This is a genomic window from Pseudomonas sp. RT6P73 (genome assembly GCF_054897715.1).
The window spans coordinates 649,283-667,543 of sequence record NZ_JBUBUV010000002.1 but is presented as its reverse complement, the minus strand read 5'-3'; the positions used below and the strand labels follow the sequence as shown (position 1 = coordinate 667,543).

The 18,261-nt window shown below is 58.2% G+C and carries 17 protein-coding genes; 9 read left to right on the top strand and 8 right to left on the bottom strand.

Translation table 11 applies throughout. From position 1 onward, the window contains the following. From ACYZT6_RS03325 to ACYZT6_RS03310, 4 genes are all read left to right on the top strand, one after another. Complete coding sequence (locus tag ACYZT6_RS03325; protein WP_462025710.1) at window positions 1–948, top strand: ABC transporter permease; 948 nt, start codon at window positions 1–3, stop codon at window positions 946–948. Continuing rightward, window positions 938–1,747: an ABC transporter permease gene (locus ACYZT6_RS03320; protein ID WP_462025709.1), complete on the top strand. Its 810-nt coding sequence runs from the start codon at window positions 938–940 to the stop codon at window positions 1,745–1,747. Before ACYZT6_RS03325 ends, ACYZT6_RS03320 begins: the two co-directional genes overlap by 11 nt. 157 nt (window positions 1,748–1,904) lie before the next feature. Next, entirely contained in the window at window positions 1,905–3,329 is a 1,425-nt protein-coding gene (locus ACYZT6_RS03315) for a gamma-aminobutyraldehyde dehydrogenase (RefSeq protein ID WP_462025708.1), read from the top strand. A 210-nt stretch (window positions 3,330–3,539) separates the two neighbouring features. Beyond that, complete coding sequence (locus ACYZT6_RS03310) at window positions 3,540–5,024, top strand: APC family permease (protein ID WP_462025707.1); 1,485 nt, start codon at window positions 3,540–3,542, stop codon at window positions 5,022–5,024. A gap of 102 nt (window positions 5,025–5,126) precedes the next feature. Here the strand turns inward: ACYZT6_RS03310 and ACYZT6_RS03305 are convergent, their stop codons facing one another. Next, on the bottom strand, window positions 5,127–5,684 hold the full coding sequence (locus tag ACYZT6_RS03305) for a hypothetical protein (RefSeq protein ID WP_462025706.1): 558 nt from the start codon (window positions 5,682–5,684) through the stop codon (window positions 5,127–5,129). 5 nt (window positions 5,685–5,689) lie between these two features. Then, on the bottom strand, window positions 5,690–6,271 hold the full coding sequence (locus ACYZT6_RS03300) for a ComF family protein (RefSeq protein WP_462025705.1): 582 nt from the start codon (window positions 6,269–6,271) through the stop codon (window positions 5,690–5,692). A gap of 476 nt (window positions 6,272–6,747) precedes the next feature. Between ACYZT6_RS03300 and ACYZT6_RS03295 the strand changes: the two genes are divergently transcribed. Continuing rightward, window positions 6,748–7,260, top strand: coding sequence for a BRO-N domain-containing protein (locus ACYZT6_RS03295; RefSeq protein ID WP_462025704.1), 513 nt, complete (start codon window positions 6,748–6,750; stop codon window positions 7,258–7,260). A 100-nt stretch (window positions 7,261–7,360) separates the two neighbouring features. After that, complete coding sequence (locus tag ACYZT6_RS03290; RefSeq protein WP_462025703.1) at window positions 7,361–7,564, top strand: hypothetical protein; 204 nt, start codon at window positions 7,361–7,363, stop codon at window positions 7,562–7,564. A 10-nt stretch (window positions 7,565–7,574) separates the two neighbouring features. Here ACYZT6_RS03290 and ACYZT6_RS03285 read toward each other — a convergent pair whose 3' ends face one another. Further along, window positions 7,575–7,760 (bottom strand): hypothetical protein, encoded by a 186-nt coding sequence (locus ACYZT6_RS03285; RefSeq protein WP_438662641.1) that lies wholly within the window; start codon window positions 7,758–7,760, stop codon window positions 7,575–7,577. A gap of 658 nt (window positions 7,761–8,418) precedes the next feature. Between ACYZT6_RS03285 and ACYZT6_RS03280 the strand changes: the two genes are divergently transcribed. Beyond that, the gene (locus ACYZT6_RS03280) at window positions 8,419–10,044 is read left to right on the top strand and encodes a glucan biosynthesis protein D (RefSeq protein WP_462025702.1); all 1,626 of its coding nucleotides are present in this window, start codon (window positions 8,419–8,421) and stop codon (window positions 10,042–10,044) included. A 207-nt stretch (window positions 10,045–10,251) separates the two neighbouring features. On the opposite strand, the gene ACYZT6_RS03275 is transcribed toward ACYZT6_RS03280, so the two are convergent. The 3 genes from ACYZT6_RS03275 to ACYZT6_RS03265 form a co-directional block, all read right to left on the bottom strand. Next, a complete protein-coding gene (locus ACYZT6_RS03275; RefSeq protein WP_462025701.1) occupies window positions 10,252–11,358 on the bottom strand; it encodes an NADH:flavin oxidoreductase/NADH oxidase in 1,107 nt (368 codons plus the stop codon). A 270-nt stretch (window positions 11,359–11,628) separates the two neighbouring features. After that, on the bottom strand, window positions 11,629–13,338 hold the full coding sequence (recJ, locus tag ACYZT6_RS03270) for a single-stranded-DNA-specific exonuclease RecJ (protein ID WP_462025700.1): 1,710 nt from the start codon (window positions 13,336–13,338) through the stop codon (window positions 11,629–11,631). Between the two features lie 66 nt (window positions 13,339–13,404). Beyond that, window positions 13,405–13,947, bottom strand: a complete 543-nt coding sequence (locus ACYZT6_RS03265) for a YaeQ family protein (protein ID WP_150709869.1) — start codon at window positions 13,945–13,947, stop codon at window positions 13,405–13,407. A 147-nt stretch (window positions 13,948–14,094) separates the two neighbouring features. On the opposite strand from ACYZT6_RS03265, the gene ACYZT6_RS03260 reads away from it, so the two are divergent. Together ACYZT6_RS03260 and ACYZT6_RS03255 are read left to right on the top strand one after the other, a co-directional pair. Continuing rightward, window positions 14,095–15,294, top strand: coding sequence for a CaiB/BaiF CoA transferase family protein (locus ACYZT6_RS03260; protein ID WP_462025699.1), 1,200 nt, complete (start codon window positions 14,095–14,097; stop codon window positions 15,292–15,294). Beyond that, window positions 15,221–16,201 carry a TIGR02285 family protein gene (locus tag ACYZT6_RS03255; protein WP_462025698.1) on the top strand — a complete coding sequence of 327 codons (981 nt, stop codon included), beginning with the start codon at window positions 15,221–15,223 and terminating at the stop codon, window positions 16,199–16,201. Before ACYZT6_RS03260 ends, ACYZT6_RS03255 begins: the two co-directional genes overlap by 74 nt. Before the next feature lie 169 nt (window positions 16,202–16,370). Here ACYZT6_RS03255 and ACYZT6_RS03250 read toward each other — a convergent pair whose 3' ends face one another. Beyond that, a complete protein-coding gene (locus ACYZT6_RS03250; protein ID WP_131062584.1) occupies window positions 16,371–16,658 on the bottom strand; it encodes a DUF3509 domain-containing protein in 288 nt (95 codons plus the stop codon). Window positions 16,659–16,820: 162 nt separating this feature from the next. Then, entirely contained in the window at window positions 16,821–18,176 is a 1,356-nt protein-coding gene (locus tag ACYZT6_RS03245) for a transporter substrate-binding domain-containing protein (RefSeq protein WP_462025697.1), read from the bottom strand. Window positions 18,177–18,261: the final 85 nt, after the last annotated feature.

Here is an 18,261-nt window from a genome sequence, read left to right as displayed (position 1 = left end):
ATGACCTCCGTGGCTATCCCTCAAACCCCGGCGGGAGGTTCGCCGTTACGCAGGTTTTCAAACCTGTTGTACCGCCGACCGAATTTTTACCTGTCGCTGCTGCTGGTGCCGCCGCTGCTCTGGTTCGGTGCGATCTACCTCGGTTCGCTGCTGGTTCTGCTGTGGCAAGGTTTCTACACCTTCGATGACTTCACCATGGCGGTCACCCCCGACCTGACCCTGGCAAACTTTGCAGCGCTGTTCCAGCCGTCGAACTTCGACATCATCCTGCGCACTCTGAGCATGGCCGTTGCCGTGTCGATCGCCAGCGCTATCGTCGCGTTTCCGATTGCCTATTACATGGCGCGTTACACCACCGGCAAGACCAAGGCGTTTTTCTACATCGCGGTGATGATGCCGATGTGGGCCAGTTACATCGTCAAGGCCTACGCCTGGACCTTGCTGCTGGCCAAGGGCGGCGTGGCGCAGTGGTTTGTTCAGCACTTGGGGCTGGAGCCGGTTTTGCAATTCGTGTTGGGCATTCCGGGGGTGGGCGGCAGCACGTTGTCGACCTCGCATCTGGGCCGTTTCATGGTGTTCGTCTACATCTGGCTGCCGTTCATGATCCTGCCGATCCAGGCCTCGCTGGAACGTCTGCCGCCGTCTCTGCTGCAAGCTTCTGCCGACCTTGGTGCCAAGCCGCGCCAGACCTTTATGCAGGTGACTCTGCCGCTGTCGATTCCAGGCATCGCGGCCGGTTCGATCTTCACCTTTTCGCTGACCCTGGGCGACTTCATCGTGCCGCAACTGGTGGGCCCACCGGGCTACTTCATCGGCAGCATGGTCTACGCCCAGCAAGGCGCGATCGGCAATATGCCGATGGCGGCCGCCTTCACGTTGGTGCCGATTGTGCTGATCGCCATTTACCTGTCCATTGTCAAACGACTGGGGGCCTTCGATGCACTCTGACAAAGCCTCTATCGGTCTGCGCATCGCGGCCTGGGGCGGGTTGGTGTTTCTGCACTTCCCGATCCTGATCATCTTCCTGTACGCCTTCAACACCGAAGACGCGGCGTTCAGCTTTCCACCCAAGGGCTTCACCCTGAAGTGGATCGGCGTGGCGTTCTCGCGGCCTGACGTGCTGGAGGCGATCAAGCTGTCAGCTGAAATTGCCGCCATCGCAACGTTGATCGCGATGGTCCTTGGCACCCTCGCCTCGGCGGCGTTGTACCGGCGCGAGTTCTTCGGCAAGCAAGGCATCTCGCTGATGCTGATCCTGCCGATTGCGCTGCCCGGGATCATCACCGGTATCGCGCTGCTGGCGACGTTCAAGACGTTGGGGATCGAGCCGGGGATGTTCACCATCATCGTCGGCCACGCGACCTTCTGTGTGGTGATCGTCTACAACAACGTGATCGCCCGTTTGCGCCGCACTTCGCACAGTCTGATCGAAGCCTCGATGGACCTCGGTGCCGATGGCTGGCAAACCTTCCGCTACATCGTCCTGCCGAACCTCGGCTCGGCGCTGCTGGCCGGCGGCATGCTCGCGTTTGCGCTGTCGTTCGACGAAATCATCGTTACCACCTTCACCGCCGGCCATGAACGCACCCTGCCGCTGTGGCTGCTCAACCAGCTCAGCCGCCCACGGGACGTGCCGGTCACCAACGTCGTTGCGATGCTGGTGATGATGGTGACCATGCTGCCGATTCTCGGCGCGTATTACCTGACCCGGGGCGGTGAAAGCGTGGCCGGTAGCGGCGGGAAATAACGAACAACTCAATATCCACTGTAGAAACCGGCCCCTGTAGGAGCGAGGCTTGCCCGCGAAGGCGTCCTCAAGAAAGCCAAAAGCTTCGCGGGCAAGCCTCGCTCCTACAGGGATCCGGTTCCGGCAGAAAAATAATAGCTTCGAAGAGGACAAAGCCATGCAAACCAAACTCTTGATCAACGGCCAACTGATCGACGGCGACGGCCCCGCCCAACCCGTATTCAACCCGGCCCTCGGTCGTGTGCTGGTGGAAATCAACGAAGCCAGCGAAGCCCAGGTCGACGCCGCCGTACGCGCCGCCGATGCCGCCTTCGAAGGCTGGTCGCAAACCACACCAAAAGAACGCTCGTTGCTGCTGCTCAAACTCGCCGACACCATCGAAGCCCACGGCGAAGAGTTGGCCAAACTGGAATCGGACAACTGCGGCAAACCCTACAGCGCCGCACTGAACGACGAGATCCCGGCGATTGCCGACGTGTTCCGTTTCTTCGCCGGCGCCAGCCGATGCATGAGCGGTTCGGCGGGCGGCGAATACTTGCCCGGCCACACCTCGATGATCCGCCGCGACCCGGTCGGCGTGATCGCTTCCATCGCACCGTGGAACTACCCGCTGATGATGGTCGCCTGGAAAATCGCCCCGGCCCTCGCCGCCGGTAACACCGTGGTACTCAAGCCGTCGGAACAAACCCCACTGACTGCGTTGCGTCTGGCTGAACTTGCGTCGGAAATCTTCCCGGCCGGCGTACTCAACCTCGTCTTCGGTCGTGGTCCGACCGTCGGTAGCCCGTTGGTGACTCACCCGAAAGTGCGCATGGTTTCTTTGACCGGTTCGATCGCTACGGGCTCGAACATCATTTCCAGCACCGCCGACAGCGTCAAACGCATGCACATGGAACTGGGCGGCAAGGCCCCTGTGATCATCTTCGACGACGCCGATATCGACGCCGCCGTGGAAGGCATTCGCACCTTCGGTTTCTACAACGCCGGCCAGGACTGCACCGCGGCGTGCCGTATCTACGCGCAGGAAGGCATCTACGAGAAATTCGTCGAGAAACTCGGCGAAGCGGTCAGCAGCATCAAATATGGGTTGCAGGATGATCCGTCGACCGAGCTGGGTCCGCTGATTACGGCACAACATCGCGACCGCGTGGCCGGGTTTGTCGAACGTGCCGTGGCGCAACCGCATATCCGTTTAATCACCGGCGGCAAGTCTGTGGAGGGGAATGGTTTCTTCTTCGAACCCACCGTGTTGGCAGATGCTCAGCAGGACGACGAAATCGTGCGTCGCGAAGTGTTCGGGCCGGTGGTGTCGGTGACCAAATTCACCGATGAAGCGCAGGTGCTGGGCTGGGCCAACGATTCCAACTACGGCCTGGCGTCGTCGGTCTGGACCTCGGATGTCGGTCGTGCGCATCGCTTGTCTGCACGCTTGCAGTACGGCTGCACCTGGGTGAATACGCACTTCATGCTGGTCAGCGAAATGCCCCATGGCGGTCAGAAACTGTCCGGCTACGGGAAGGACATGTCCATGTACGGGCTGGAGGACTACACCGTAGTCCGGCATGTGATGTTCAAGCATTAAAAACATCGCGGGCAGGTTCACCACCGTCCCTGTGGGAGCGGGCTTGCCCGCGATGGCGTCACCGCAAACTCAAGGAAGAAACTGGCACCCGGCACCACCAGGTTCCACCCCAAAGAAGCCAAAACAATAACCACCGATCCGGGCAGCGCCTTCACGGCCCCGCCACGGTTTCGGACATCCGAAATCTGCCGATTTTCCGGAGCTAACACCATGGATACAACACCCGAACTCGCTGTACCCGTCGCGGACAGCGACGCAGAGCAGCTACGCAAGCTGGGTTACACCTCGAACTTCAATCGCAGCATGAGCCTGTGGGAAAACTTCGCCCTGGGCTTCACTTATCTCTCTCCGGTCGTAGGGGTTTATACCCTGTTCGGCCTGTGCCTCGCCGCCGGTGGGCCACCGATGTTCTGGGCCTATTTGCTGGTCGGTTGCGGCCAGTTGCTGGTGTGCCTGATCTTCGGAGAAGTGGTCTCGCAGTTCCCGATCTCCGGTGGTGTCTACCCGTGGGCTCGTCGCCTGGTGGGCAAGCGTTGGGCGTGGATGGTCGGCTGGATCTACTCCATCGCCCTCTGCGTGACCATCGCGGCCGTTGCCGTCGGTGCCGGCCCGTACCTGGCCGCGATGATGGGCTTTGAACCGAGCAACAACACCAACATCGTCATCGCGTTGTTCCTGACGCTGTTCGCCACCCTGGTCAACCTCAGCGGCACCAAAGTGCTGGCGCGGATCGCCATGTTCGGTTTCCTCTGCGAGCTGGTCGGCGCAGTGATCGTTGGCGTTTACCTGCTGATCTTCGAGCGTCACCAGTCGATCAGCGTGCTGTTCAACACCTTCGATATCAGCATCAACGGCTCGTACTTGCCGGCCTTCCTCACCGCCTCGCTGGCGGGGATGTTCCTGTACTACGGCTTCGAGGCCTGCGGCGATGTCGCCGAAGAAACCCCGAACCCGAGCAAGCAGATCCCGGTGGCGATGCGCATGACCATCTACATCGGCGGCATCGCGGCAATGTTCGCCTGCCTGGCACTGATCCTCGCCGTGCCGGACATGCAAGCCGTGATCAACGGCACCGACAAAGACCCGGTCACCACCATCCTCAACAACGCCTTCGGCCCGGTCGGCTCGAAAGTGGTGATGGGCGTGGTGATGATTTCCTTCATCTCCTGCGTCATCAGCCTGCAAGCGGCGGCGAGTCGTCTGCTGTATTCCTACGCACGAGATGAAATGGTCATCGGCAGCTCACTGCTGAAGAAGATCTCTCCTACGACACAGGTGCCGGTTGCTGCACTATTCGTGTCCGGCGTCCTGCCGGCGTTGATCATTATTCTTGGCTTCTTCCTGCAAGACGCAGTGGCAACCATCGTCAGCTTCGCCGCGATCGGCATCTATCTGGCGTTCCAGATGATCGTGCTCGCAGCGCTGTATGCGCGGATGAAAGGCTGGAAACCGAGCGGCAAATTCACCCTTGGCGCCTGGGGTTGGGCCGTGAACATCGGCGCGCTGGTTTACGGCGTCGGCGCGATCATCAACATGGCCTGGCCGCGTACGCCGGACGCGACGTGGTACATCAACTACGCGATGGTGCTGAGTACGGCGATCGTTATTGGGTTGGGGTTGTTGTACATGTGGATTGCCAAGCCGTATGACCACGGGACTGCGCCTGCGGGGGATGCCTGGAAGGTTGGTCGGTAAGGTTCCTCGGCACCGTTATTGGTGCCGGCGCTGAAATATCCCCTTTCTCACACTCCTAGAGAAAGGGGAGTTATTCACAGCCATAGACTGAAGTTAAAACCATCAAAGCAACAGCTCTGCCTGGTCGTGTTTCAGCAAAGATATGCGATCGAAAAGCTTGATTTTTTCATCTGCCTTTTGTCTAGCGTGATCCGACATAAACGCAACGAGTTCCTCTAGCTGACTCACGTTCCCGACCACTTTAAAGGCTTTTTCTTTGTTAACGAAAACGAGCGACTTTTTCTTTCGAGACAACAGCTCAATTACGTTACTCAGTGTTCCAGTACTTTTTGCATCCCATATCATCAGGCCGTAATCCGCGGCCTCGGCCATGACAACATCCTTCGCCGTAAAAAAAGCTCGCGACCCTTTGGAGTGCTTGGTTTCCACTGTTCTAGCTGGCCACTCTCCAAGATTGTTTCGCGGGACGACGCCACTGCAATAAATAGTAGTTTTGGATCGGGTCAGGCTCAACAAATACTCTTGGATGGATGTGTCGGCTCCGCCTGCGTCACCAACCACGACATCAAACTCTGAATCAACGATATTATTGATACGCTCTTTAACCTTCGGATCAAGGTGTTTGATATTAATAGAGCCCGCAATAAATACAGTTGTCATCTATCTCATTTCCAAGTTAATGCCGCGACGTAGATTTTCCCAACCTTGTGATACTTACGCAAAGCAGCACAGGCGGCATCCATTGACGCCCCACTGTCAAACAAATCATCAACGACCAAAACATTCCAACAGCCTGTACTTGTAATTTGATCATTCACACTGAAGCTAGCACCAATAGCAGCAACCTTTTCAGCCTTGGAATGCAAATCTTTAAGCGATTGCCCCGTAGCGGCCTTTCGGAGTAAATCCGAGAATACAGGCTTTCCGATTATTCGACCTAACTCCATGGCCACCTCAGTAACGGGTTGTCGGGCACGAACATTCGAAGCCGGCATAGGAACTACGAATCCTACTTGAGCAAGCTTAGGTAAAACATTCGCAGCTACAGCTTGAGCAAGAGGGCCCACCTGGCTCCAATCCTTCTGGTACTTGAGCTGGTAGGTTGCCTGTCCTACCTCAGTACGGTGGTTATCGAAGCGTGGGTTTCCGTGCTCATCGTCCCCTAGAAAGGTACTACTTATCATGTGCTTGTCCAGCACCCATCCCAGGTCCCAAGGACCGTTGATCTGTTTGAGGGATACTTTCAAGGCGTTCTCCATTTTTAAGCCTGTACGTTAAGCACCGAAATTTCCTTGGCGCTTTTTGACCATAGGCAATGAAAAACAGAGATTCCAGTCGGACGCCGCGTGGCGCTGACTCTTATGCAAAAACAGGAAATTCCTACAGACCGAACCTTCCGGTAAAAGCACCAATTCCTACAACACCCGGCGCCAGAGTAGACTTGGCGCCGCGAGCGCCTGAACGATAGGCTTGACCTCGTCGCTGCCAAATCAGCGACCCGGGGTCGAAGCCGGTAAATCATCAACATGGCGCATCCGCGCCCCCATATGAACTGGGGCAATTTTTTGCCTTTCAGTTTTGCTTTATGGTGGGCCGTGTGGCGCGGGCCTCTCGGCTTTTCCGTGTTGATCGAGAATGTTCCGACTTCGAACGCCGCACGGTCCGCCACCCATAATCTGTCGAAGGATTAGTGGCGGCTCCCTTATCAACATGGAGTCGAAAAATGCTCAAGCACACGCTAAATCCGTCCGAAACCCATCCTCATTTCATCCCTGCCGTCTTCACTCGCCACAACCGCTTTCTCCACGCTTTAATTCAGGACAACCAAGCTTGGTTCTGCGTCCAGGATCTCGGTCGCCTGATGGGCCGTCCGATGGACCAACGCCTCACTTTTAAACTTGATCCCGATCAACGCCGATACGTCTGGCTGCAGAAGGACGGCAAAACCATCGAATCGCTGATGGTCAGCGAATCGGGAATGTATGCCCTGCTTGTCCATCATTTCATCCCGGAAAACCGAAACCTGCGCCAATGGTTGAGCAACGAAGTCATCCCCATGCTGCGTAATTCGAATGCGCCAACTGTGGATAACATTCCAAGCCTCAGCTCGTTGCAGTGGGCAGGCATCTCGGTGCCGCTGTTGCATTGGCAGAATCAGGCGTGGATCAAGTGGCGGGACGTGCCTGATCTGATGCAGGCACAACGACCGTTCACGATCGTGGGCACTTGCAGTTGAGGGTAGGGACAAACAGATAAAAAAGGGGCTGACGCAAAGTCCGCCCCTTTGGTTTGGGTATACCGGTTCAAATGCCCTCATGAAGGAACAATCCGCAACCATGAAAAAATCGCGTCTCACCAGCCAAAGCGTCGTCGAAGCGATTCCATGTGATAGCTCCTTTGCAGAAAAAAATCTGCACCAGACCTCCGTGCAAAAAAACATCGCTGCTCGCCGACAAGCAATCCACGAAGGCATCACCAACGCCGAAGCAGGAAAACTGACCAGTCTGGCCACCGTGAAAGCCTATTGGCTTTCACGGTAGACATCTCTAGTCAAAACCGCGAAACACTCCGCATCGCATCCACCAGATACCGCATCGCGATCCGGTCGCTTTCCGATAACTCGCGATAACGCTCCAACAGCTTCATTTCGTCCGAATTGAGCCGATGCCTTCGTCGCCCGGTCGCCAGGCAGGGAAAGATTCCTAACATTTCGGTGATGCCTTGTACTTTCGTCATGGACGACGTCCTTCTATAAGACCGAGAAAACTTCAAAAACCGCATCGCCCTATCCTTTTATTAGTCGCCGGCCTGAAGGGCAGAAACCGGCCATGAACACAGAATAGGAACATTCCCGGCGCTGAAAAGCGGTTTTTAGAGTAATTAGTCAAAAAAAGCAGAAATGCCCTATAAATCAGAAAGTGCTGTCGGAAAACTTAACCGACATTTCTTGTTTCATTGCCGCACCGTCAAAGTGCTACCAATCATTTTTTCTCTGCAACCGAACGGTTTAAGCTATTTGGCATCTGTGTAGGGGGCGTTCTCCATTAGTTTCCCCTCCGCGTTGTCGCCTTAAAGCGGGCCAGGCAAGGCGCAGGCCGCTGGGAATGGTTGTTCCCTTTCCAAGGCCTGCAACGCAGGCTGGCCCGCTTTAAGGCACAACCCGAAGGGCCGGGCCTGCTGTTGTGCAGGGCTGCGTTGCTCGAAGCTTATTTGGAATGACCAAACCACGCTTCTCGCGCCTTGCCCTGCACAACAGCAGACCCGGCGCGGAGGGGAAACTAATGGAGAACGCCCCCCTAGTCCGTTGCGTTTGGCCGAAGGCATGTCCGAACCGATATTTTTGATCCAGCACGTGCCAGGAACGGCGCGGGATTGTTAACGACAGGTTGTACTTATGCATCGCAGGAATTTGCTCAAAGCGTCCATGGCCATCGCTGCCTATACCGGCTTGTCAGCCACCGGCTTGCTGGCCGCTCATGCCTGGGCGGGCAACGGCGCCGCTGATGGCGAGGCCCAGGCGTTCGATTTCGAGGCGCTGAAGATTCAGGCCAAGCAACTCGCCGGCAACCGTTATCAGGACACCAAGCAGGTGCTGCCACCGACGCTGGCGACCATGACGCCGCAGAATTTCAACGCGATCCGCTACGACGGCAACCACTCGCTGTGGAAAGACCTGAACGGTCAGCTGGACGTGCAGTTTTTCCACGTCGGCATGGGCTTCAAGCAGCCAGTGCGCATGTACAGCGTCGATCCCAAGACGCGTCAGGCCCGTGAAGTGCATTTCCGCCCTTCCCTGTTCAACTACGAAAAAACCACGGTCGACACCAAACAGCTGACCGGCGACCTGGGGTTTTCCGGGTTCAAGCTGTTCAAGGCACCGGAACTGGACAGGCACGACGTGTTGTCCTTCCTCGGCGCGAGTTATTTCCGTGCGGTAGACGCCACTGGCCAATACGGTCTGTCGGCGCGAGGGTTGGCGGTTGATACCTACGCCAAGAAGCGTGAGGAGTTCCCGGATTTCACCAAGTTCTGGTTCGAGACCCCGACCAAGGACAGCACCCGCTTCGTGGTCTACGCCCTGCTGGATTCGCCAAGCGCCACCGGCGCGTACCGCTTTGACATTGATTGCCAGGCCGAACGCGTGGTGATGGAGGTTGACGCCCACATCAATGCGCGCACCGCCATCGAACAACTGGGCATCGCACCGATGACCAGCATGTTCAGCTGCGGCACTCACGAGCGCCGCATGTGCGACACCATTCACCCGCAAATCCACGACTCGGATCGCCTGGCGATGTGGCGCGGCAACGGCGAGTGGATCTGCCGGCCGCTGAACAACCCGGCGACCCTGCAATTCAACGCCTTTGCCGACACCGACCCGAAAGGTTTCGGCCTGGTGCAGACCGATCACGAGTTCGCCAATTATCAGGACACCGTCGACTGGTACAGCAAGCGTCCAAGCCTGTGGGTAGAACCTACGACCGCGTGGGGCGAAGGCTCTATCGACCTGTTGGAAATTCCTACGACCGGTGAAACCCTCGATAACATCGTCGCGTTCTGGACCCCGAAAAAACCGGTCGCGGCCGGTGATTCGTTGAACTACGGCTACAAGCTCTACTGGAGCGCCCTGCCGCCGGTAGGCACGCCGCTGGCGCGGGTCAACGCGACCCGTTCGGGCATGGGCGGCTTTATCGAGGGCTGGGCGCCGGGCGAGCATTACCCGCAAGTCTGGGCGCGACGGTTTGCCGTGGACTTCACCGGTGGCGGTCTGGACCGTTTGCCGGAAGGCGCGGGGATCGAGCCAGTGGTCACGTGTTCGAACGGTGAGGTGAAAGACTTCAATGTGCTGGTGCTGGATGACATCAAGGGCTATCGGATTACCTTTGACTGGTACCCGACCAACGACAGCGTGGCGCCGGTTGAGCTGCGGTTGTTCATTCGCACCAATGACCGGACGTTGAGTGAGACCTGGTTGTACCAGTATTTCCCGCCGGCGCCGGATAAGCGTAAATACACCTGATATTAAGGGGTTGTCTGGACCGGCCCCTTCGCGGGCAAGCCCGCTCCCACAGTGATCTGTGGCGTACACAAAATACGGATTCCATGAATTCCATTGTGGGAGCGAGGCTTGCCCGCGAAGACGTCCTGACAGACAACAAACATCCCGGCCCAGAAACACAAAAGCCCCGATCAAATCGATCGGGGCTTTTTGTTTTTACAGCCGCATTCAGTCGCGTAAATCCGACTCATGAATTGGCTGATCCCGATGGGTCGCCCGCTGATACTGCGCCGGCCAGATCGCCTTGCGACCACCCAAATCATCATCCGCATGCAGCGGCCAATACGGATCGCGCAACAGTTCACGCGCGAGGAAGATGATGTCCGCCTGGCAGGTGCGCAATATGTGCTCGGCCTGGGCCGGCTCGGTAATCATGCCTACCGTACCGGTGGCAATGCCCGACTCCTTGCGCACACGTTCGGCGAAGCGGGTCTGATAACCGGGCCCTGTAGGAATCTCGGCGTTGGCCGCGGTACCGCCCGACGAGACGTCAATCAGGTCTACACCCAATGCGTGAAGGCGTCGCGCCAGCTCCACGGTTTCATCCGGATTCCAGCCGTCTTCCACCCAATCGGTGGCCGACACCCGCACAAACACCGGCAGCTCCTCAGGCCAAACCGCACGCACCGCTTCGGTAACCTGCAGCACCAGCCGGATCCGGTTCTCGAACGAACCGCCATATTGATCGCGTCGCTGATTGCTCAGGGGCGAAAGAAACTGATGCAACAGGTAACCGTGAGCAGCGTGTACTTCGACCACTTTGAAACCGGCGGTCAGTGCCCGCTTGGCTGCGGCGACAAAGGCCTGAATGACCTCGGCGATCTCGCTTTCATCAAGCTGCTTGGGGTGCGTGTGCTGCGGGTCGAAAGCAATCGGCGAAGGCCCCACCGGCACCCAGCCCCCGTCTTCGGGTTTGACGCTGCCATGCTTGCCGATCCACGGCCGATGGGTACTGGCCTTGCGCCCGGCGTGCGCCAGTTGAATGCCGGCCACCGCCCCCTGAGCGGCGATGAAGCGGGTGATGCGTTGCAGGGGTTCGATCTGTTCGTCATTCCACAAGCCGAGATCCTCGGCAGTGATACGCCCGTCGGCCGTGATGGCCGTGGCTTCGGTGAAAACCAGACCGGCGCCGCCGACGGCACGGCTGCCGAGGTGGACCAGGTGCCAGTCATTGGCTAGGCCATCGACGCTGGAGTACTGGCACATCGGTGAAACGGCAATGCGGTTGAGCAGGGTCAATTGACGAAGAGTATAGGGTTCAAGCAGCAGACTCATGGGGCACCTCTCGAATCAGTGGGCAGGCTCCAGGGTTCTGTTTGAAAAGTCGACGAGTGACAGGAAAAAGGCGCAGCACCCGCCCCCGCGGGCAAAAAATTCGACAAGACGTCACAAGGCCAATCAAGCAGTGCTTAGAGCCTAGTCGACATCGGGGGATGAGGGAGGGTTCCGAGGGATTCGGTGTCAGAAAGATCGCTTTCGCGGGCAAGCCTCGCTCCTACAGGGTTCGCGTAAATCCTGTAGGAGCGAAGCTTGCTCGCGAAGGGGTCAACGCGGTTCGATATGGGCAATCATCAGCTGCACCGTCTCGTTCCCGCGAAACTCGTTGAGGTCGAGTTTGTAGGCCAGTTCCACCCATTTGATGGTCGGGTTCGGCCAGATGTCGCGGTCGATGCCGAAGGCGATGCCATCGAGCTTCACCGAGCCGCATTCACTTCTCAGCACCACCTTGAGGTGCCGCTCGCCGACGACCCGTTGTTCAACCAACTGAAACACGCCATGGAATAGCGGCTCCGGGAAGTGCTGCCCCCACGGGCCTGCATGGCGTAACGCACGGGCCAGTTCAAGATGGAATTCTTCGACAGCCAAAACCCCGTCCGACAGCAAACGCCCGGTCAGGTCTTCTTCGCGCAATTGCCTGCGCACTTCAGCGTCAAAGGCCTCGGCGAACAACGGAAAATTCGCTTCCGGCAAGGTCAAACCGGCCGCCATGGCATGGCCGCCGTATTTGCTGATCAGGTTCGGATGCTGCGCTGCCACCACGCTCAAGGCATCGCGAATGTGGAAACCCTGAACCGAACGCCCCGAGCCCTTGAGCAGACCATCGCCGGCATCGGCAAAGGCAATGGTCGGACGGAAATAACGCTCTTTCATACGCGAGGCGAGGATTCCGATGACACCCTGGTGCCATTCGGGATCAAACAGGCACAGGCCAAACGGCATCGATTCCACCGGCAGATCTTTCAGCTGAGCCAGCGCTTCACGCTGCATACCCTGCTCGATAGATTTGCGGTCCTGGTTCATGCCGTCGAGTTGCACGGCCATTTCCCGCGCCAGACCCGCGTCGTCGGTGATCAGGCATTCGATGCCAAGGCTCATGTCATCCAGGCGCCCCGCCGCATTCAGGCGCGGGCCGACAATGAAGCCCAGGTCGGTCGAGGTGATGCGCGCCGGTTCACGCTTGGCCACTTCGAGAATCGCTTTGATGCCCGGACGGGCACGCCCGGCGCGAATCCGCTCCAGGCCTTGGTGCACCAGAATCCGGTTGTTGGCATCCAGCGGCACGACGTCGGCGACGCTGCCCAGCGCCACCAGGTCCAGCAACTCGCCGATGTTTGGCTGCGGCGTGTTTGCGTACCAGCCGAGGCTGCGCAAACGCGCGCGCAGGGCCATCAATACGTAAAAAATCACCCCGACGCCGGCCAGTGCCTTGCTCGGAAATTCGCAACCGGGCTGGTTCGGATTGACGATGGCATCGGCCATCGGCAGTTCGTCGCCGGGCAAGTGGTGGTCAGTGACCAGTACGTTCAGACCAGCCTTTTTCGCCGCCGCCACGCCTTCGACACTGGAGATGCCGTTGTCCACGGTGATCAGCAATTGCGGCGTGCGCGTCAGCGCCACTTCAACGATTTCCGGGGTCAGGCCATAGCCATATTCAAATCGGTTCGGCACCAGATAATCGACATGCGCCGCGCCCAGCAGGCGCAAACCCAGTACGCCCACGGTACTGGCGGTCGCGCCATCGGCGTCGAAGTCGCCGACAATCAGAATCCGCTGGCGCTGTTCGAGCGCCGTCACCAGTAAATCCACCGCCGCATCGATGCCTTTGAGCTGCTGGAACGGAATCAACCGCGCCAGGCTCTTGTCCAGTTCCGCCTCCGATTGCACGCCCCGCGCCGCGTAAAGACGCGTCAGCAGCGGCGGCAGATCACCGAGGAATGGCAGGGTGTCGGGCAACAGGCGAGGTTCGATGCGCATGGGGTGACAGGTGCTTCTCTTGAATACGTAGGATAAAACCGGATAACGCGTACGAACGGCGAAAAATCAGCCGCGTTCGCCGCTCAGCCACTGCAACTGGACTTCATGCTGGCCACGGTCGTCGGTGACGAAAATCGTTCCTTCACTGATCATCACGTCCCACTTGATAACGCGGGGCATGTCTTTGGCCAGGGTTTCCAGGATGTCCTGCGGAACAGCCGCGATGTGCACGTTTTTCAGGTTCTTGATCGCCGGGATCACTTTAGTTTCCCAGACACGCAGGCTGCCGTAGGCCAGCAGGCTGGTGCGCTCGGTACGGCGCGAGCACCAGGTCAGGCGATCAGCGTCAGGCTGGCCGACTTCGATCCAGTGCAGGACACGGTCATCCAGGCTCTTTTCCCACAGCGCAGGTTCATCCACGTCTGACAGACCGCGCCCGAACGACAGCTGCTCGTTGTACCAAAAGGCGTAGGCCAGCAGCCGCACAGTCATGCGCTCTTCGGTTTCTGAAGGGTGACGGGCGATGGTCTGCTTCACGGTCTCGTATACGCTGCGGTCGAGGTCGGTGAGGTTCAGTTCAAACTTGTAGGTCGTGGACGGCTGGGCCATGAACGGGCTTCTTGATACGAGGAAAGGCGGCAAGTCTAACCGATGCAGTAGGCAATCAACGAATTGAAGGCGATCAACCTTGGTCGTCTGACATTCGGCTATGTTAAAAGGCTATATCCGCTCAGCCTTTGTCCTACAGGATCCAGCATGCCGTTCACCGCCAAACCGCTCTCAGGTCTGAAAGTCATCGAATTGGGCACCTTGATCGCCGGGCCGTTTGCCTCGCGCATTTGCGGAGAGTTCGGCGCCGAAGTGATCAAGATCGAATCCCCCGACGGCGGTGATCCGCTGCGCAAATGGCGAAAACTGTACGAAGGTACCTCGCTGTGGTGGTTCGTCCAGGCCCGTAACAAAAAATCCCTGACGTTGAACCTGAAACACCCGGAAGGCTTGGCGATCCTGAAAAAACTGCTGAGCGAAGCGGACATCCTGATTGAGAACTTCCGCCCTGGCGTGTTGGAAAAGCTCGGTCTGGGCTGGGAAGTCTTGCACGCCCTCAACCCGAAACTGGTGATGGTGCGGCTGTCAGGGTTCGGCCAGACCGGACCGATGAAAGATCAGCCAGGTTTTGGTGCCGTCGGTGAATCCATGGGCGGCCTGCGCTACATCACCGGCTTCGAAGACCGACCACCAGTGCGCACCGGGATTTCCATCGGTGACTCGATCGCCGCGCTGTGGGGTGTGATTGGTGCGCTGATGGCGTTGCGTCATCGCGAGGTCAACGGTGGCCAGGGCCAAGTGGTGGACGTGGCGCTGTATGAGGCGATCTTCGCCATGATGGAAAGCATGGTGCCGGAGTTCGACGTGTTCGGCTTCATCCGCGAACGCACCGGCAACATCATGCCGGGCATCACGCCCTCCTCGATCCACACCAGCGCCGACGGCAAGCATGTGCAGATCGGTGCCAATGGCGACGCGATTTTCAAACGCTTCATGCTGATCATCGGTCGCGAAGACCTGGCCAACGACCCGGTGCTGACCAGCAACGACGGACGCGACAGCCGCCGCGACGAGATTTACGGGGTGATCGATCGCTGGGTCAATTCGCAGCCGCTTGATACCGTGCTTGCGCTGCTGAATCAGGCCGAGGTGCCCGTCAGCCGGATCTTCAGCGCCGAAGACATGTTCAGCGATCCGCAATACCTGGCCCGGGAAATGTTCCTTCAGGCCAAGCTGCCGGACGGTAAAGACTTCAAGATGCCGGGGATTGTGCCGAAACTCTCAGAGACACCCGGCGATTGCGAATGGGTCGGGCCGCAGTTGGGCGAACACAATGCGCAGGTACTCAACGATCTTGGTTACGACCAGCAACAGATTGCCAAGCTGCGAGAAGACGGGGCTATCTAAGCTGAAACGCCCCCTTTCAACAGCCATTCACAACACCCGCAACTGGCGTACAGCGGCGGTGTTGGGGCTATTGGCCGGGCTGGCAACTCCCGTTGTGGCGCAACCTAAAGAGACGCTGATCTGGTTACTCCGCGACTTGCCGCCCACGATGATTTTCGAAGGTCCGAGAAAGGGTCAGGGGATTGTCGATCAGATCCTGCCGCTGTTGATTGCCGGCATGCCGCAGTACGAGCATGCCCTGATGCGGGTCAACCGGGCCCGCGGCATGCAGATGCTCCAGGAAGAATCGTTTACCTGCGATCCCTCGCTGGTTTGGACCAAGGCGCGTGAACAGTGGATTGCGTTCTCGATTCCGGCCTTCCGCGCGGTGAGCAATGGACTTGTCGTCCGCCGGGCAGACCGTGCGGTGCTGGATCCTTTTCTGATCGACGGCGAAGTCGATCTCGCGACACTGCTGGCCAGTGGCGGGAAAAAAATCGGCGTCGTCGCCGAGCGCAGCTATGGCCAAGTCCTCGACGCGCTGCTGAAACTGGCGCCACCGGACGCGCTGACTCCCCATTACGGCAACGATGCCCTCGCCAGCCTGTTGCAGATGCAGCGCCTGGGCCGTTTGCAAATGGTCTTGGGATATTGGCCGGAGATTCGCTATCAGGCCAATAGAGAGCACATCGCCGACGATCAGCTAGAGTTTTTCCCGGTCAAGGGCACGGGTAAATACCTGTCGGGGCACATTGGTTGCTCCAATACGCCCCTGGGCCGACAAGCCATCCTCGAGATCAATCGGCTGTTGCGCACCCTGCCCCATGATCGATTGGATCAGCTGTACGCTGACTGGCTGGACCCGGAAAGACGCAATGACTATCTGAAAGAAGCCAAAGCTTTTTTCGAGCAGCAAATCGGGCAATGACAAATCGCAGGCAAAAGAAACCCCGAGAAGTGGGGAGACGACTCGGGGTTAAACGTGGCCTACATAAAGACCAGTAACAGCAAGCTACAAACACCGGAGCACAATGCTTGATCCTGCTGTTACATGCTCTGACTGACCTGAGAGCAGGAAGGTTCCCACAAAAAAAAATTCAATTTCGGCGGGCCAGAATCTTGTCCTGAGCCGCATGGCGCAAAGCCGCGATGACGCAGGGCTCCAGCCGTCCTTCGGCAATCAGCACGTCGCGGTGCAAGCCGTCGACGACATCCGTCAGCAGACGGTAATCGGTTAACTGGGCTTGATTGAACGCCCGTTCGACCACGATCGCGCCGGTCGCATTCTTCAGTGTCACCAGGCATTCGCCATGGGCGCCCGACGGGGTCAGCGTGACCTGATACGGGCTCAGAGCCTCACCGAGCAATAGACTGATACTTTCCATCTCGATCACCACTCAATAGTCCGAAAACAAAGTGCCTGGGGCGTGTTCACAGTAAATGACCACTGGCCCGAGAAGAAAGTTCTGGATTCCAGGTGCAGACGCGTCGGCGTCCCTGGTCGACAGAGCATGCACGGCAAAGATGACAGGGAAAAAACAGCCGATTCACAGTTGCCTTGTCCGGTGACCGATATCGGTCCATCCCCCCAGCAACCCCCGCAATTGACCGTCGGCGCTGTAGAACGGCACCGTCCACTGGTAGATGTCCCTGACACCGTTGTTGAACATCAATTGGCGTTCACTGAAGCGTGGTTTTCGAGTCTCCATTTGCGCCATGAACTCGGCATGCAGCAGCGCTGCGGTGTCGTTGGGCAACACATCGAGTTCAATCAGCTGCCGGCCCTGAACCTGATCAAATCGGGTGCCGAGGCTGTCCTCGTAACTCTTGTTGCACATGATCAGGCGCCCTTGCAGATCACGAACAAACATCGGATCGGGCATGGCGTCCATCAACGCTTGCTGGAACGCAAGCTGATCGCCCAGACCTTTCTCAGCGTCTATGCGTTGCTTGATCAGCGCCGCGAGCCTGCGGTTCCAGAGCAAGGAAAGCAGACCGAACAGGCTGACGATAAACATGCCCCAGCAAACCCAGTGAGTCATCTGCCGCCAGGGAGAGGGAGGTTGAACGGGAGCGACCCCATTGAGCCATTTGAGGCGAATGGCGCGCAATTCAGCCGCAGAAAAAGCCTCAAGCGCCTTGTTCAGAATGCTCAGCAACGGCGACTGACCTTTGCGTGCCGCGAGGTGATCAGCCTCCCATTTGCCCTCCACTGCATGCCCGACCTTGAGTTGCCCCAACGGATAGAGTTGCGCCCCGATTTCATTTTCGATGGTGGCAAAGGCTTCACCACTTTCAACCAGCGCCCTGGCTTCGGCGTAAGTCTTGACCGTGCGCAACTCGATCGCCGGGTAGTCGCGGCGAATCGAGCCTTCGAGTGCGTGCCGGGCCGGCAGCACCAGCACTCTTTTTGCCAACTGCTCGAGGGAGTGCACGACAGGTGCATCTGCCCGCCCGACAAACACCCACCCAGCGCCACCGAACGCATGACTGAAATCCAGGAACACCTTGCGCTCGTCATTCATTGCCAGGGTGGTGCTCATGTCCGCCTCGCCACTTTCCAGACGCCCGAGCAACTGCTCGGTAGAAAACGACTCTTCGTGAACAAACTGCAAACCCGTCATGGCACTGATGCGATTGAGCAGATCATTGTTCAAACCGCTCCATTGACCGTGCTCATCCTTGAACAGATAAAGCGGGTATTGAACCGACGCGACGATGACTTGCGGGTGCTCGGCAATCCATCTAGATTCCTGAGCATCCAGCTCGACGGTTGCGCCGGCTCCCGAGCCCCTGGACTCAGGAGTCGCCAATTGCGCTGCCGCCCCCCCTTGGGCAAAGCCCAGGACTGCGATCAAAAACATCCAGCACGCGGCTGGCTTTAACCCTCTGAAAAACAGCATTACCACTTCCTTCACGATCAACTCGCCCGTCCTTCCTGGGGCGAAAACGCGACAAGTGTGGCATGCAGAAATGAGAAAGCCCGTC